The sequence below is a fragment of the Leucobacter sp. HNU genome (genome assembly GCF_047946755.1).
Taxonomy (GTDB): Bacteria; Actinomycetota; Actinomycetes; order Actinomycetales; family Microbacteriaceae; genus Leucobacter.
This window is the reverse complement of record NZ_CP178837.1, coordinates 366,783-381,451: the sequence shown is the minus strand read 5'-3', so window position 1 is coordinate 381,451 and position 14,669 is coordinate 366,783. Positions and strand designations below refer to the sequence as shown.

14 protein-coding genes and 2 pseudogenes are annotated in these 14,669 nt (G+C 70.0%); 3 read left to right on the top strand and 13 right to left on the bottom strand.

Features of this window, described 5'->3' with window-relative positions; translation table 11 throughout:
• Positions 1–19: 19 nt before the first annotated feature.
• Positions 20–682, bottom strand: a complete 663-nt coding sequence (locus tag AB3K78_RS01855) for an MFS transporter (protein WP_416445672.1) — start codon at positions 680–682, stop codon at positions 20–22.
• Positions 683–785: 103 nt separating this feature from the next.
• On the opposite strand from AB3K78_RS01855, the gene AB3K78_RS01850 reads away from it, so the two are divergent.
• Positions 786–1,445 (top strand): TetR/AcrR family transcriptional regulator, encoded by a 660-nt coding sequence (locus tag AB3K78_RS01850; RefSeq protein ID WP_416445670.1) that lies wholly within the window; start codon positions 786–788, stop codon positions 1,443–1,445.
• A gap of 6 nt (positions 1,446–1,451) precedes the next feature.
• Here the strand turns inward: AB3K78_RS01850 and recQ are convergent, their stop codons facing one another.
• From recQ to mca, 3 genes are read right to left on the bottom strand one after another with little or no spacing between them, the layout of a single operon-like run.
• Complete coding sequence (recQ, locus tag AB3K78_RS01845; RefSeq protein WP_416445668.1) at positions 1,452–3,269, bottom strand: DNA helicase RecQ; 1,818 nt, start codon at positions 3,267–3,269, stop codon at positions 1,452–1,454.
• Between the two features lie 5 nt (positions 3,270–3,274).
• A complete protein-coding gene (locus AB3K78_RS01840; RefSeq protein ID WP_416445666.1) occupies positions 3,275–3,613 on the bottom strand; it encodes a hypothetical protein in 339 nt (112 codons plus the stop codon).
• A complete protein-coding gene (gene mca, locus AB3K78_RS01835; RefSeq protein WP_416445664.1) occupies positions 3,610–4,479 on the bottom strand; it encodes a mycothiol conjugate amidase Mca in 870 nt (289 codons plus the stop codon). Before mca ends, AB3K78_RS01840 begins: the two co-directional genes overlap by 4 nt.
• Positions 4,480–4,551: 72 nt before the next feature.
• Here mca and AB3K78_RS01830 point away from each other — a divergent pair, with 72 nt between their 5' ends.
• Both AB3K78_RS01830 and greA read left to right on the top strand, forming a co-directional pair.
• On the top strand, positions 4,552–4,980 hold the full coding sequence (locus AB3K78_RS01830; protein ID WP_416445662.1) for a DUF4307 domain-containing protein: 429 nt from the start codon (positions 4,552–4,554) through the stop codon (positions 4,978–4,980).
• A 137-nt stretch (positions 4,981–5,117) separates the two neighbouring features.
• Positions 5,118–5,606 carry a transcription elongation factor GreA gene (gene greA, locus AB3K78_RS01825; protein WP_416445660.1) on the top strand — a complete coding sequence of 163 codons (489 nt, stop codon included), beginning with the start codon at positions 5,118–5,120 and terminating at the stop codon, positions 5,604–5,606.
• Between the two features lie 66 nt (positions 5,607–5,672).
• Here greA and AB3K78_RS01820 read toward each other — a convergent pair.
• The 9 genes and pseudogenes from AB3K78_RS01820 to AB3K78_RS01780 all read right to left on the bottom strand — a co-directional run bounded on the left by AB3K78_RS01820 (position 5,673) and on the right by AB3K78_RS01780 (position 14,659).
• Positions 5,673–6,484: pseudogene (locus AB3K78_RS01820) on the bottom strand (sulfite exporter TauE/SafE family protein).
• A 40-nt stretch (positions 6,485–6,524) separates the two neighbouring features.
• Complete coding sequence (locus AB3K78_RS01815) at positions 6,525–7,448, bottom strand: amino acid ABC transporter permease (protein ID WP_416445658.1); 924 nt, start codon at positions 7,446–7,448, stop codon at positions 6,525–6,527.
• Positions 7,445–8,100 (bottom strand): annotated as a pseudogene (locus AB3K78_RS01810) (amino acid ABC transporter permease). Before AB3K78_RS01810 ends, AB3K78_RS01815 begins: the two are co-directional and overlap by 4 nt.
• 69 nt (positions 8,101–8,169) lie before the next feature.
• Positions 8,170–9,081 (bottom strand): glutamate ABC transporter substrate-binding protein, encoded by a 912-nt coding sequence (locus tag AB3K78_RS01805; protein ID WP_416445656.1) that lies wholly within the window; start codon positions 9,079–9,081, stop codon positions 8,170–8,172.
• Positions 9,082–9,172: 91 nt separating this feature from the next.
• Complete coding sequence (locus AB3K78_RS01800; RefSeq protein ID WP_416445654.1) at positions 9,173–9,919, bottom strand: amino acid ABC transporter ATP-binding protein; 747 nt, start codon at positions 9,917–9,919, stop codon at positions 9,173–9,175.
• 225 nt (positions 9,920–10,144) lie between these two features.
• Complete coding sequence (locus tag AB3K78_RS01795) at positions 10,145–11,113, bottom strand: TAXI family TRAP transporter solute-binding subunit (protein WP_416445652.1); 969 nt, start codon at positions 11,111–11,113, stop codon at positions 10,145–10,147.
• On the bottom strand, positions 11,113–12,225 hold the full coding sequence (locus tag AB3K78_RS01790; protein WP_416445650.1) for a sensor histidine kinase: 1,113 nt from the start codon (positions 12,223–12,225) through the stop codon (positions 11,113–11,115). The genes AB3K78_RS01795 and AB3K78_RS01790 overlap by 1 nt, the downstream gene beginning before the upstream one ends.
• A 263-nt stretch (positions 12,226–12,488) precedes the next feature.
• Positions 12,489–13,160, bottom strand: a complete 672-nt coding sequence (locus tag AB3K78_RS01785; protein WP_416445648.1) for a response regulator transcription factor — start codon at positions 13,158–13,160, stop codon at positions 12,489–12,491.
• Positions 13,161–13,246: 86 nt separating this feature from the next.
• Positions 13,247–14,659, bottom strand: a complete 1,413-nt coding sequence (locus AB3K78_RS01780; protein WP_416445646.1) for an APC family permease — start codon at positions 14,657–14,659, stop codon at positions 13,247–13,249.
• Positions 14,660–14,669 lie beyond the last annotated feature (10 nt).

Genomic DNA, 14,669 nt, shown 5'->3' with positions numbered 1-14,669 from the left:
AGCGGCAGCAGGGTGAGGATCAGGAGGCCGACTCCGGCCCAGTCCTGCGGCGCGGCGCTGCCGCGCTCCCCGCGGGCACGCGCCAGGCGATGAGCAGCACGGACAGGAGCCCGAGCCCGCCGCCGATGGCGAACAGCCACGGCCAGCTCAGCAGGTCGGTGACGGCGCCGCCCACGACGAGCGCGAGCCCCGCGCCGAGCCCCATGGTGCCCGAGAGCCAGCCGATGGCGACGGCCCGCCGTCGCCCGACGAGCCGATCGCGCACGATCGCGACGGCGAGCGGGAACGAAGCGGTGGCGGCTCCCTGGAGCACGCGGCCTGCGAGCATCACGGGAAGGGCACCGGAGAGCCCCGCGACCGCGCCACCGGCGACGAAGACCAGCATGGCGAGCACGAGCACCCGGCGGTGCCCGTGCCGGTCGCCCAGTGCGCCGATCACGGGGGCCGCGACCGCACCGCTGAGCAGGTACGCGGTGAGGATCCAGCCCGCGGTCGCGCTGTCGAGCCCGAGCTCGGTGGAGAGCACGGGCAGTGCGGGCACGAGCAGGGTCTGCATCATCGAGAAGGCGAGGACCGCTGACGCGAGCGCCACCGTGAAGCCCGGCGGCGCCTGCGGAACGGGGGCCCGCACGACGGGGGTGGCTGCGGTGTCGGGTTCGGAGGCCTGGGTCGGTGCGGTCACGGATCTCCTCGGGTCGGCGGCGGTCGGGCGCGCTGCGGTCGTTCGGAACGGAATGCTTCGTTCCGTTCAAGATGCTAACAGCCCCCTCGCTACGATGGAACCCATGACCGGTGAGGAGCGCCTGCGCGGCCGCGAACGGGAGGCGCGCGACAACGACCGCATCCTGCTGCAGGCGGCGCGCGAGGTGTTCGTGCAGCGCGGCTGGCAGGCGCCGATGTCGGCCATCGCCGAGCACGCGGGCATCGGCATCGCGAGCATCTACCGCCGCTACCCCAGCAAGGAGGAGCTCGTGCTCCAGCTGCGGATCATGGCGCTCGGCGATGTGATCCGCATCGCGTCGGAAAGCCTCGACGGCCCCGGATCCAGCGTCGCGCGGTTCCTCCGCCGCCACATCCGCGAGGCCGCGACGCCGCTCATGATCACCTTCGGCCGGCACGTGCGCACCTCCCCCGAGATCGACGGGCTCGCCGAGGAGCTCCGCACCGCGCTCGACGCCCTCATCGCGCGCGATCTCGCCGCGGGCTCCGTCCCGCAGGGATACACGGCGGCGGATCTGATGCTCGCCGTCACCCACCTGCGGCCCAACCTGCCGGCCACTCGCGAGCGCACGACCGAGATCCACCTGCGGCACGTCGACTACTACCTGCTCGGCCTGGCGGGCGCCATCGCGCACCCCGAGCTCGTCAGCGGCACCGGGGCCACGTGGGACGAGTGGCTCGCGTTCAACGCCGTCGACGAGGACGCGGCCGCGGCTCGGGCCTGACGGGGCTCACGCCTCCGACAGCACCTCGAGCACCGCATCGCCGTAGCGGTCGAGCTTCGCCTGCCCGATCCCGGTGATGCCCAGCAGCGCATCGCGGCTGCCCGGGACGTGCACCGCGAGTGCGCGCAGGGTCGCATCGCCGAAGACGATGTATCCCGGCACGCCCTGCTCCTTGGCCTCCGCGCTGCGCCACGCGCGCAGGCGCTCGAAGCGTTCGAGCTGCGCGGGTTCCAGATCCTGGGCCGCCTTCGCCTTCGCCCCGCCGGAGCCGCCGCGCTTCTGCGCGAGCACCTCCTCGCGCATCTCGACCCTCTCGCCGCCGTAGAGCACGGCGCGGCTGGCCTCGGTGGGCACGAGCACGCCCCATTCCCCGCGGCTCTCGATGAGCCCCGTCGCGATGAGGTGCCGCACGACGCCGCGCCACTGAGCGACCGTGGGGTCCTGCCCGATGCCCCAGGTCGAGAGCTCGTCGAGGCGCATCTGCGTCGCCCGCTCCGAGCCGACGCCGCGGAGCACGTCGATGTGCTGCCCCGCCGCGTAGGTGCGGCCGCGTTCCTTCGAGATGCGCACGATGGTCGACAGCAGCTTCTGCGCCGGGATCGTCGCGTCCCACAGCTTCGGCGGGTCGAGGCAGACGTCGCAGTTGCCGCACGGCTGCCCGGTCTCCTCGCCGAAGTAGCGGAGCAGGTAGACGCGGCGGCAGGAGGTCGTCTCGCACAGTGCGAGCATGTGGTTCAGGTGCTCGATCTGATTGCGCTGCGCGGCCGCATCGCCGTCCGAGGACTCGATGAACTGCCGCTGCTGCACGACATCGGCGAGACCATAGGCCATCCAGGCCTCCGACGGGAGCCCGTCGCGACCCGCGCGACCGGTCTCCTGGTAGTAGCCCTCGACCGACTTCGGCAGATCGATGTGGGCGACGAAGCGCACGTCGGGCTTGTCGATCCCCATGCCGAAGGCGATCGTCGCGACCACGACGACGCCGTCCTCGCGCAGGAACCGGGTCTGCGCCGCGAAACGCTCCTCTGCGGGCAGGCCCGCGTGGTACGGCACGGCGTCGATCCCGGCCTCGCGCAGCTGGGCGGCGGTCTGCTCGACCCGTTTGCGGCTGAGCGCGTAGACGATGCCCGCTTCGTCCGCGTGCTCCTCGCGGATGAAGCGGACGAGCTGCTGCCGCACCTGCGCCTTCGGCTCGATCCGGTAGCGGATGTTCGGCCGGTCGAAGCTCGACACGAAGTGCCGCGCGCGGTCCAGGTGCAGCCGCTCGGTCAGCTCGCGGTGCGTGGCCGGAGTCGCGGTCGCGGTCAGCGCGATACGGGGCACCTCGGGCCACAGTTCCGCGAGCGCTCCGAGCCGCAGGTAGTCGGGGCGGAAATCGTGCCCCCACTGCGAGACGCAGTGGGCCTCGTCGATGGCGAAGAGCGCGATACGGCCCTGCTGCAGCAGCTCGACGGTGCCGGGAGCGCTCAGGCGCTCGGGCGCCAGGTAGAGCAGTTCGAGCTCCCCGTCGCGGTACGCGCGCTCGACCTCGCGCCGCTCCTCGGGTTCCATCGCCGAGTTGAGCGCCCCCGCTCGCACGCCGGCGAGCCGCAGCGCCGCCACCTGGTCGTGCATGAGCGCCACGAGCGGAGACAGCACGATGCCGGTGCCGTCGCGGCAGATCGCGGGGATCTGGTAGCAGAGCGATTTTCCGCCGCCCGTCGGCATGAGCACGACGGCGTCGCCGCCCGCGGCGACGTGGCGGATGATCTCCTCCTGGTCGCCCCGGAACGCCTCGTAGCCGAAGACCTCGGAGAGGACGGTCCGCGGATCGCGCTGCGTCACCCGGTTCAGCTCCGGGGCTCGGGATCCTGCGACCCGGACCCGGCGGACCCGGTTCCGTCACCCGCGTCGGCGGCCTCGCTCGCGGCGCTCGGACCGTTCTTCGCCTCCTGCGCAGCAGCCTCCGCCTCGGCCGCCTCCGCGGCCAGCTGCGCCTGCACCTCGCCGCGGATGCGGCTCCGGCGCAACCGGCGATTGAGATCGAGCAGCAGCAGGATGACGGCGACCGCGAGCACGGCTACCGCGATGAATCCGAGGACGCCGGGAGACGCGGTGTTCGGGTCGAACTCCTTCTCCTTCTCGGCAAGGATGATCGCTCCCGAGAGAACGGTGGCGAGCGTGGTCATGCGGTCTCCTCTTCGACGCCCTGGAACAGATCGGCCTCGAACTCGCTCGTCGCGACGCGCGATGCGGCGAGACGGTAGTCCTCGTACGGCCAGGCCTCGCGCTGCAGCTCGTTCGGCCAGAAGAAGAACGGACTGTCGGGCGGGACCTGGCTGGCGTGCGCGCGCAGCGCCTCGTCGCGCTGCTCGAAGAAGGCGCCGACGTCGACCTTGGCCGTGCCGTTGTAGGGGCGCTTCGCCATCCACTCGGTCATCTCGGCGAACTGGGCCGCCAGCTCGGACCCGGGCTCTCGCTCGAGCAGCCGCTCGTAGACCGCGCGCACGCGGTCGGCGTTGAAGATCTCCTCGTAGTAGAGCTTGCGGATCGCCCAGGGCGCCCCGGCCTCGGGGTAGGACTCGGCGTCGCCCGAGAGCTCCCACGCGCGCTTGCTGATCTCGTGGCAGCGGATGTGATCCGGATGCGGGTAGCCGCCCTGCTCGTTGTAGGTGATCATGACGTGGGGGCGGAACTCGCGCACCACCCGGACGAGGGCCTCGGCCGAGACCTCGACCGGGATATCGGCGAAGGATCCCGCCGGGATCGGATCGCCCTCGTCGGGAAGGCCGGAATCCTGGTAGCCGAGCCAGCGGTGCTCGAAGCCGATGATCCCCTGCGCACGCGCCATCTCGTCGCGGCGCAGCCCGGCGAGATCGCGTCGGCTCTTGGGGTCGCGCTGCACCAGCTCGTTGAGCACGTCGCCGCGCTCGCCGCCCGTGCAGCTGACGATCAGCACCTCGACGCCGCGGTCGAGGTAGTGCGCGTACGTCGCAGCGCCCTTGCTCGATTCGTCGTCGGGATGCGCGTGTACCGCGATCAACCTGAGCGTCATGGCGTCCTTTCGCATCTGCGCCCGAGGGAGCCCCGGTACGCTTGCATCGGGCACACAGTCTAGTTGCCCGAGATGAGGAGGATCCGTGTCCGAGGCGGCAGCGAGCGCGCAGACGCTCGAAGATCGCTACGGTCGCGGCACCCAGCGCCGGTTCGACCGCCGTTTCGCCTGGATCATCGCCGGTGTGCTGCTGCTCGCCGGCCTGTGCGTGCTCCTCTTCAGCGGCTGGCAGTCCGGTTCGCAGGTCGAGTACCGCAACATCGGCGCACCGCACAAGGGCGGCAGCACCGTCACCGTCCGCTTCGAGGTCACCGCACCCCCGGCACCCGGGTCGCCTGCGCGGTCGAGGCGCTCTCGCCGTCGTTCGCGACCGTGGGCTGGAAGGTCGTCGAGCTGCCCGAATCCCAGGAGCGCACCCGCCGGTTCAGCGAGGAGCTCGCCACCACCTATGCGGCGACGGCCGGCCAGGTGAAGGAGTGCTGGGTCCTCCAGGCGGCCTGATCGCGCCGGCGTGGCGCCCCTCCGTGCGGCTCCGCGGCGCTGTCGGACCCGACTGCTAGGCTGCTCAGAACCCGCGCGGGAGTTCCGCGCACTCGCGGGCCGAGTCCGGCCCGCGCATCCAGAGAAGAGGATCACGCATGGCCGCAGCGACCACGCAGACCTGGCTGACCCAGGAGGCGTTCGACCGTCTCAAGGGCGAACTCGACGAACTGACCGGCCCCCGCCGGAAGGAGATCGCAGCCCGCATCGAGGCGGCTCGCGAAGAGGGCGATCTCAAGGAGAACGGCGGCTACCACGCCGCCAAGGACGAACAGGGCAAGATGGAGGCGCGCATCCGCGACCTCGAGGAGCTGCTGAAGCACGCCGTCGTCGGCGAGGCCCCGCAGGCCAGCGGCGTCGTCGAGATCGGCACCATCATCACCGCCGAGATCTGGGGCGACGAAGAGCGCTTCCTGCTCGGCAACCGCGAGCTCGCCGACGGCTCCGACCTCGACGTCTACAGCGCCGAGAGCCCCCTGGGCGCGGCGATCCTCGGCCTCAAGGTCGGCGACACGACGAGCTACGCCGCACCCAACGGCAAGCAGATCGAGGTCAAGGTCCTCGCCGTCGACACCTACGCGGGCTGAGACGACGCACGTCCCAGGAGGGGCCGGGATCGCATCGATCCCGGCCCCTCCTGCGTTCGCCGCGCATCACCCGTCGCCGCCGAGCCCCTCGGCCCAGAGGTCGACGCCGAGCTTGATCGTCAGCACTCCCACGACGGCGAGGAACAGCACCCGCACGAACCGTGAACCGCGCGCGATGGCCATCCGCGACCCGAGCAGGCTCCCGCCGACGTTGGCGATCCCCATCGCGAGCCCCAACGGCCAGAGCACGGCGCCGAGCGGGATGAAGAAGAGCAGCGCGCCGAGGTTCGTCGCGAAGTTGACCACCTTCGCAGTCGCCGTGGCGCGAAGGAAATCGTAGCCGAGCACCCCGACGAGGGAGATCACCAGGAACGTCCCCGTGCCCGGGCCGAGCAGCCCGTCGTAGAAACCGATCGAGACCCCGATGGCGCCGGAGACGGCGAGGTGCGCGGCGCCGCGGTGGCGCAGTCGCGAGACCTCGCCCAGCGACGGCTTCAACAGGGTGACGAGCCCCACGACGAGCAGCGCCAGGAGGATGATCGGCTTGAAGACCTGCGTGGGCAGGAACGCCGCGAGGAGGCTCCGCCGAACGCGCCGACCAGCGCGACCCCGGCCATGGGGAGCACGGTCCGGGGGTTCGGGCGCACGCGCCGCGCGTACGCGATGCTGCTCGTCGCGGTGCCGAACACCGAGGCGAGCTTGTTGGTCGCGAGGGCCTGCACGGGAGTGATCCCCGGAACGAGCAGCAGCGCCGGCAATTGCAGCAGTCCGCCGCCGCCTACCACGGCGTCGATCCACCCCGCGGCGAACGCCGCGACGAGCAGCAGCGCGAGCACGCCGGCATCGGCGTCGGCGGGAAGCAGCCCGTCCACCGGCATCACCCGCGTGGACGGCGCTGCGCGCCGCCCACGCCTCGGGTCACGATTGCTCGCCCTGCACGGCGATCACCTCGGTGACCGTGCCGTCGCGATGCAGGCGCGGGTCGTCGGGCTGCACCGGAATGGTCTCGGTCGTCGCCGCCGGCCCTCCGGGGCGCTTCGGGCTGCGCCGGGTCCGCCCCTCGAGCCATTTCGCCACGGCCGACAGGATCAGGCACATCACGATGTAGATGCCGCCGATCACGAACGCCGACTGCAGCAGCGGCCGCCCGAACTGCACGTTGCTGCTGAACTGCTTCGCCAGGTAGAGCAGCTCGGGGTAGGTGATGATGAAGCCGAGCGCGGTGTCCTTCATGGTGACCACGAGCTGCGAGACGATCACGGGCAGCATGGCCCGCACCGCCTGCGGCAGCAGGATCAACCGCATCACCCCGCTCTTACGCAGGCCGATCGAGTACCCCGCCTCCTTCTGCCCGCGCGGCAGGGATTCGACCCCCGCGCGGAGCGCCTCGGCGAGCACCGATCCGTTGTAGGCCACCAGCGCGATCACCACGGCCGCGTAGGGCTCCATGCTGATGCCGACCGAGGGCAACCCGTAGTAGAGCAGCATCATCATGACCAGTACGGGCACCGCGCGGAAGAGCTCCGTGATGGTCGTGATGGGGATCCGCACCCATCGGTGGTCAGAGAGCCGGCCGATGGCGAGCAGGAATCCGAGGGCGACGCTCAGCACCGCCGCCAGCCCGAAGGCCGCGAGGGTCTTGCCGAGGGCCGCGAGGATCTGCTCCCAGATCGTCGCGTAGGTGAAGAGTCCCCACTTCGTCCCCGAGAACTGCCCCGAGAGGGCGAACCGGTACACGATGAAGGCGATGATCGCCCCCACTCCCAGCACGGTCACGACCGCGAGCACGCGGTTGCGCGCGATCGCCCGGGGGCCGGGGACGTCGTACAGCACAGAGGTCATCGCACGATCCTCCACTTCTTCTCGAGACGGTTTTGGACGAGGCTCAGGAGCATGACGAGCACGACGAACACGAACGCGACCCAGAGCAGCACTTCCATCGGGCTGCCGGGGCGGCCGGCCGCATCGTTGATGGTGGCGCGCAGCGCGGCGAGCTCCGCGACCGAGAACCCGGCCGCCACGGTCGTGTTCTTCAGCAGGGCGATGAACACGCTCATCATCGGGGGCACCACCGAGCGGAACGCCTGCGGGAGCACGACGAGGGTCATGACCTTCCCGAACGGCAGGCCGATGGCGCGGGCCGCCTCGGCCTGCCCGACCGGCACGGTGTTGATGCCTGCGCGCAGCACCTCGGCGACGTAGGTCGCCGTGTAGATGCCGATCGCGAGGATGCCGAGCAGCAGCGTGCTCAGCTTCGGCAGGCCGAGGGCCGGGTAGCCGAGCACGAAGAAGAAGAACACGAGCGTCAACGGCGTGTTCCGGATGAGGTTCACGTAGAGGGTTCCCACGCCCCGCGCGATGGGCACGGGCGAGACCCGCATGGCCCCGACGAGCACGCCGAGCACCAGGGCGAGCAGCCCTCCCCGAAGAACACCAGCAGGGTGTTCGTGATTGCGGTCCCCCAGAGATCGAGGTTCCCGAAGATGACGTCCATCCGTCTTCCTCTCGTGCGGGCGGCCCGGGGCGGGCGCGGGCACCGTGCCCGCCCCGAGCGCCTCAGCGGTTAGTAGGCGTCTACCTTGGGCTGATCGACCTTGATCCCCGAGCTGCCGAGGTTCTTGTCGAAGATCTTCTTCCAGGTCGCGCCGCCGTCGGTGAAGAGGGTGTTGATGTGCGCGCGGAGCGCGTCGTCGCCCTTCGCGAGTCCGACTCCGTACTTCTCTTCGGTGAGCAGCGGGCCGGTCGTCACCATCAGGTTGTCGGGATCCTGCGCGGCATAGCCGATGAGGATCGCCTGATCCGTCGTCACCGCATCGACCTGGCCGTTGACGAGGCTCTCGACGCAGGCCGAATAGAGATCGAACTCCTGCGTCTTGATCTTCGGGAAGTTCTCCTTGATGTTCTGGATCGGCGTCGAGCCGGTCGCCGAGCACACGGTCCTGCCGTCGAGCTGCTCGAGCGACTGGTAGTCGGTCCCGCCCTTCTTGACGAGGAGGCCCTGGCCCGTGACGAAGTAGGGCCCGGCGAAGTCGATGTCCTTCTTGCGCTTGTCGTTGATCGAGTAGGTCCCGACGTAGTAGTCGATGTCGCCGTTGACGATCGCCTGCTCGCGGTTCGCCGAGGCGATCGCCTTGTACTCGATCTTGTCCTCGCCGTAGCCGAGCGAGGCGGCGATCCAGCGTGCGATGTCGACGTCGAAGCCGCTGCGCTCCTTCGTCACGTTGTCGAGATACCCGAGGCCCGGCTGATCCTCCTTGACGCCGATGATGACCTTGCCGCGCTTCTGGATCTTCTCGAAGGTCGGGCTGCCGTCGACCTTCACGTTCTCGGCGGGCTTCGGGATCACGGACTCGGAGCTGCCGTTCCCGGTTCCGCCTCCCTTGGCGTCGGTGGGGCTGCCGCCGTTGCAGCCGGTGAGCGTCAGCGCCGCGGCGGCGATCAGCGCGCCGGCGGCGAGGAGCTTCTGGGTTCGCATGATGGATTCCTTTCGATGGGTCGGGGTTTCGGGTGCGCCGGAGCCCCGGTACCGCGAGGACGCGGCGCCGAGTCGATGCGGCCCGGGCGGGTCAGTTGGTGATGAGCTTCGAGAGGAAGTCCTTGGCGCGGGTGCTCTGCGGGTTCGTGAAGAACTCCTCGGGCGTCGCCTGCTCGACGATCTGCCCGTCGGCCATGAACACCACCCGGTCGGCCGCGCGGCGCGCGAAGCCCATCTCGTGGGTCACCACGATCATGGTCATGCCCTCCTTCGCCAGGCCGACCATCACGTCGAGCACCTCGTTGATCATCTCGGGGTCGAGCGCGCTCGTCGGCTCGTCGAACAGCATCACCTTCGGGTGCATGGCGAGCGATCGGGCGATCGCGACGCGCTGCTGCTGTCCGCCGGAGAGCTGCGCCGGGAGCTTGGAGGCCTGCTTGTCGACTCCGACCCTGGCGAGCAGTTCCATGGCCTCGCGCTCGGCCTGGGCGCGGCCCACTCCGTGCACCTTGATCGGGCCGAGGGTCACGTTCTCGAGGATGGTGAGGTGGGCGAACAGGTTGAAGGACTGGAACACCATGCCGACCTCGGCCCGCAGCTTCGCGAGCGCCTTCCCCTCGGCCGGCAGCTCCCTGCCGTCGACGCGGATCGATCCGCTCGTGATCGTCTCGAGCCGGTTGATCGAACGGCACAGGGTCGACTTGCCGGAGCCCGACGGGCCGATGATCACGACGACCTCGCCCGCGTCGATCGAGAGATCGATATCGGTCAGGGCCTGGAACTCGCCGTAGTGCTTCTGCACGTTCTCAACGACCACCAGCGGTTCGCTCGCACTCATCTCGTCTCCGTCTCTGGATCGCGACCCGCTCCGCGAACCTCGCGTCCCGGGCCCGCTGCCTGTCTGAACGATCCGGGGTGCGTTGCCGCCCCGAGACGGAGTGCGGCAAGCGCGTTCGCCGTCGAACCGCTTGGCCCCCAAGCTAGGCGCGACGATGGCCCGGAGTCAGCGCTCTTGAGCGCATCTTGAGCTTTCGCTTGAGCGCTTCTTGAGGTCCGGTCGGAGTCAGCGCCGCGCGTCGACGTAGAACTCCGCGGCGCCCGGGTGGAGGTCGAGCGGCGCGGTGAAGATCGCCTCGCGCCGGTCGAGCAGCTCAGCCGCGGGCACCTTCCGCGCGATGGTCGAGCGCGACGAGAACAGCACCCGGGTGGCGTCCAGGATCAGCGCATCGGACGCATCCTCTGCCGCGACCAGGTAGTTCGGCACCGTCATGGTCGTCGTCGGCGCTTCCGAGCCGTAGCCGCCGATCGGGAGTTCGGCGAGCCGGTAGACCCCGGAGTGCTGCGCGTTGACCCGGGACACCGTCGCCGCGTCGATGGGCAGCAGCCGTATCCGCTCCGACCGTGCCAGCCGCTCGATGGACGGGGTCGGGAACCCGCCCACCCAGAAGAACGCCGCGATCTCGCCGCGATGCAGCGCGGCGATCGATTCGTCGAGACCGAGCGCCGGATTCTCGATCCGCTCGGGAGCCACGCCGGATGCCGCGAGTACCCGGTTCGCGATCACCTGCACGCCGGAGGTCGGCGACCCCAGCGACACCGGGCGTCCCGCGAGGTCGGATATGCGGCGGACATCGGAGTCCGCGGGGACGACGACCTGCACGGACTCGTCGTAGACCCGGGCCACGGCGCGCAACGGGAGCGGAGCGTCGAAGCTCCCGGTGCCGGTGATCGCGTCCGCGGCGGTGTCCGCCTGCGCGAAACCGAGGAGCGCCCGCCCCGAGGCGACCCGTTGCAGGTTGTCGACCGAGCCGTTCGTCTCGGAGACCGAGACGTTGATCCCCAGTTCCCGATGCAGGGCCTTCGCGTACTGGTCCCCGTAGTTGAAGTAGATGCCGGCGATCCCGCCGCCCGCGACGAAGTACTGCTGCGTGCGGTCGTAGCCGGGGTCGGCGCATCCGTTCGCGCCGAGCAGCACCACGAACGCCGCCAGCAGCAGCCGCAGGATCCGGGAACGCGGCGAGCTCCCCCGCATCAGCGCCCCTCCCCCGGCAGTCGCAGCACGACGCGCAACCCGCCGCCCTCGGGAGCCTGCACCTGGACCCCGCCTCGCAGGTCGCCCAGCAGATCGGACGCGATGGCCAGGCCGAGCCCCGAACCGGGCACGTTCTGGTCGCGCGGGCTGCGCCAGAACCGACTGGTCACCAGCTCCAGTTCGTCGGGTTCGAGTCCCGGCCCGTGGTCCCGGATCGCGATCCAGCAGCCCTCGGCATCACGATCGACCGACACCTCGACGGCCGAACCCGCCGGAGCGAACTTGAGCGCGTTGTCCAGCACCGCGTCGAACGCGCTCTCGACCGAGGTGCGATCGGTGAGGCTCAGCACCTCCGGCGCGCCGAGCAGCTCCACGCGGACTCCGCGGTCGGCCGAGATCGGATCCCACGCGGCGATCCGGCGCGCCGAGAGCTCGACGAGGTCGACCGCGACGAAGGCGGAATCCTGTCTGCCGGACCGGGCCATGCCGAGGAGCGCATCGAGGATCTGGGTGAGCCTGCGCCCCTCGGCCCGGGTCTTCTCGACGTCCTCGTCCCAGGATCCGTCGAGCCCGGTGGCCAGGTACTCCACCCGCATGAGCAGGGCCCCGAGCGGGTTGCGCAATTCGTGCGAGGCGTTCATGGCGAACGCCTCCTGACGCTGCATCACCCGTTCGATCTCCTCGGCCATCTGGTTGAACATCCGGATCATGCTCCGCATCTCCGGCGGCCCGGTGTCGTCGGAGATGCGCGCATCGCGCTCGCCCCGCTCCACCGCGGCCATCGCCCGGTCGACTCGCAGCATGGGGCGCAGCACCCAGTTCGCGAGGCGGACCACCGCGAACAGCAGGAGCAGGATCGTGGCCGTGCACGCGGCGGCGAGCAGGCCCCAGTGCGTGAGGATCTCGGCCCGGACCCGGTCGGCGCTCGCCGAGATGTAGATCGCTCCGAGCACCGTTCCGTCGTCGAACACGGGCTCCACGGCGACCATCTCGCCCATCGACCAGGGCAGGACCGGCGGCTCCGGATCGCTCCGCCGACCCGAGAGCGCGAGCGCGACCTGCCCCTGCGCCTCGCCGTCGAGGGCGTCGAAGCGCCCCCGCCCGAGGCCCACAGAGCGCCCGATCGGTCGAAGACCGCGATGCTCGTGCCGTAGAGCTCGCTGAACCGCGCCATCTCCCCCGCCACGGTGTCCGGGCTCCCCGCGCGCAGCGCCTGCCGGACCCCGCTCTGGAAGTAGCTGAGGTCGCCCAGCTGCTGGCTCGACACCTCCTCCTGGACCGCGCGGGCGACGCTCCACGCGTACGCCCCTCCGAGTACGAGCAGGATCACGGTCATCGGGATCAGGAGCACGAGGATCAGGCGCTGCCGCACGGTTCAGGCGCCCGTCAGTCGATAGCCGACCCCTCGGACCGTCGCGATGAGCGAGGGACGGTCGAGCTTGCGTCGCACCGATCCGACGTGCACCTCGAGCGAGCGGTTGAAGCCGTTCCAGTCGCTCCCCCACACCTCGCGGATGATCCGGTCGCGGGGTACGACGACACCGGGATACCGCACCAGGACCGCGATGATGTCGAACTCCTTCGGGGTCAGGTCGACCGGGGCGCCGTCGACGAGCACGAGCCGGTTCGCGAGGTCGATGGTGACCCCGTCGACCGAGATGCCCGAACTGTGCTCGGCTCCGATGGGCAGCGTGCGCGAACGCCGGGTGACCGCCTCGATGCGTGCCACGAGTTCGCGCACGTCGTAGGGTTTCACGACGAAGTCGTCCGCACCCGCGTGGAAGCCCCTGATGCGTTCCTCGACGTGGCTCCGCGCGGTCGCGACGATGATCGGCACACCCGAGAGCCCCCGGATTCGGCGGCACACGTCGAGCCCGTCCATGTCGGGCAGACCGAGGTCGAGCAGCACGGCATCGGTGTCGGCGCCGAGCGCTTCCAGCGCCGCCGCACCGCTGCCGACCCGATCGGTCGTGAACCCCGCCTGACGGAGGAACGCCCCCAGCGCGTCCGCGACGCGCTCGTCATCTTCAACGATCAGGATCTTCATGCCGGTCTTCTCCGCCCGCTCGGGAGCACCCCCAGACTAATCCAGGGCGGAGAAGCCGACGAATCGGACCGGTTCGTACAGGAACGCTACTCGTACATCCCGATGTTGATGGGCCCGGTGAGGTCCGGCGCCGGGGCCTTGAACCCCTGCGTCTTGATCACGAGGTAGACGAGGCCGATCGCGGCCCAGATCCCGCCGACGATCATCGACAGGCCGTCGAGACTGAACCAGAGCCAGACGTTGATCGCGACGCCGATCGCCGGAACCACGACGAAGGCGAGCCAGGGGCCTGGCCCGCGGCGCTTGAGGAACCGGAAGAAGGTGAAGATCACCGACAGGTTCACGAAGGCGAAGGCGACGAACGCGCCGAAGTTGACCATCGAGGTCACCTGCTCGAGACCGATGAACACCGCGCCGAGCGCGATCACCGCGACGAGCAGCACGTTGGCGACGGGCACGCCCGTGCGTGCGTTGACCCCGCCGAAGAGGCGCTTCGGCAGCGCGCCGTCGCGGCCCATCGCGTAGAGCAGGCGCGCGGCGCTCATCTGCTGGGTGAGCCCGCAGCCGAGCACCGACATCATGTAGCCTCCGACGAAGAACGCCTGGAACACGGCCCCGCCGATGAACTTGGCCATGGTGGGCGAGGCTCCGACGATGTTGCCGAGCTCGGACACGTCGGGGAACAGCGTCTGCATCACGTAGGTCACGGTCATGAAGAACGCGCCGGCGGCGATCACGATGATGAAGATCGCGCGCGGCACATCGCGCGTGGGCCGTTCCGCCTCCTCCGCGAGCGTCGACACGGCGTCGAAGCCGAGGAACGAGACGGCGAGGATCGCAGCACCCGCGGTGATCGCCGCGGGCTGGATGTCGCCCGAGAAGAACGGCGTCGCCGAGAATACGGCCCCGTTCTCGCCGTTGGCGATGTTGACGAGCGTGAAGATCACGAAGGCGAGCGCGACCACCAGCTGGATCCCGACGAGGATCATGTTCATGCTCGCCGCAAGCTTCACCCCGACGAGGTTCAGCGCGGTGCTGATCCCGACGGTGAGCACGACCCACACCCAGAACGGCACTTCGGGCAGCAGCGCCCCCATGTAGATCGCCGACAGCACCGCATTGAGCAGCGGCAGCAGCAGGTAGTCGAGCGTCGCCGCCCAGCCGACTAGGAACCCGAGGTGCGGGTTGATCGCCTCCTTCACGTAGGTGTAGGCGGATCCCGCGATCGGGAAGAACCGCACCATGCGCGAGTAGCTGAAGGCGGTGAAGAGCACCGCGATCATCACCACGAGGTAGGCCAGCGGGACGTGGCCGGAGGTCGCCTCGGAGACGATCCCGAACATGTCGAACACCGCGAGCGGCGCCAGGTACGCGAGCCCGATGAACACCAGGTGGCGCAGCTTCAGGGTGCGCTTGAGCCGACCGGGCTGGTGCGTGATCGCGTGCGCGAGCTGGTCGTCGCCGGCGGCGACGGCGGAGTGGGATGGCAGCGTTGACATCGTGGGTCCT

Bases quoted from the DNA above. Each gene is read 5' to 3' on its own strand.
- AB3K78_RS01850 (WP_416445670.1), top strand. From the start codon at position 786: ATGACCGGTGAGGAGCGCCTGCGCGGCCGCGAACGGGAGGCGCGCGAC.
- AB3K78_RS01840 (WP_416445666.1), bottom strand. From the start codon at position 3,613: ATGACCACGCTCGCCACCGTTCTCTCGGGAGCGATCATCCTTGCCGAG.
- mca (WP_416445664.1), bottom strand. From the start codon at position 4,479: ATGACGCTCAGGTTGATCGCGGTACACGCGCATCCCGACGACGAATCG.
- AB3K78_RS01830 (WP_416445662.1), top strand. From the start codon at position 4,552: ATGAGGAGGATCCGTGTCCGAGGCGGCAGCGAGCGCGCAGACGCTCGA.
- greA (WP_416445660.1), top strand. From the start codon at position 5,118: ATGGCCGCAGCGACCACGCAGACCTGGCTGACCCAGGAGGCGTTCGAC.
- AB3K78_RS01815 (WP_416445658.1), bottom strand. From the start codon at position 7,448: ATGACCTCTGTGCTGTACGACGTCCCCGGCCCCCGGGCGATCGCGCGC.
- AB3K78_RS01805 (WP_416445656.1), bottom strand. From the start codon at position 9,081: ATGCGAACCCAGAAGCTCCTCGCCGCCGGCGCGCTGATCGCCGCCGCG.
- AB3K78_RS01800 (WP_416445654.1), bottom strand. From the start codon at position 9,919: ATGAGTGCGAGCGAACCGCTGGTGGTCGTTGAGAACGTGCAGAAGCAC.
- AB3K78_RS01795 (WP_416445652.1), bottom strand. From the start codon at position 11,113: ATGCGGGGGAGCTCGCCGCGTTCCCGGATCCTGCGGCTGCTGCTGGCG.
- AB3K78_RS01785 (WP_416445648.1), bottom strand. From the start codon at position 13,160: ATGAAGATCCTGATCGTTGAAGATGACGAGCGCGTCGCGGACGCGCTG.
- AB3K78_RS01780 (WP_416445646.1), bottom strand. From the start codon at position 14,659: ATGTCAACGCTGCCATCCCACTCCGCCGTCGCCGCCGGCGACGACCAG.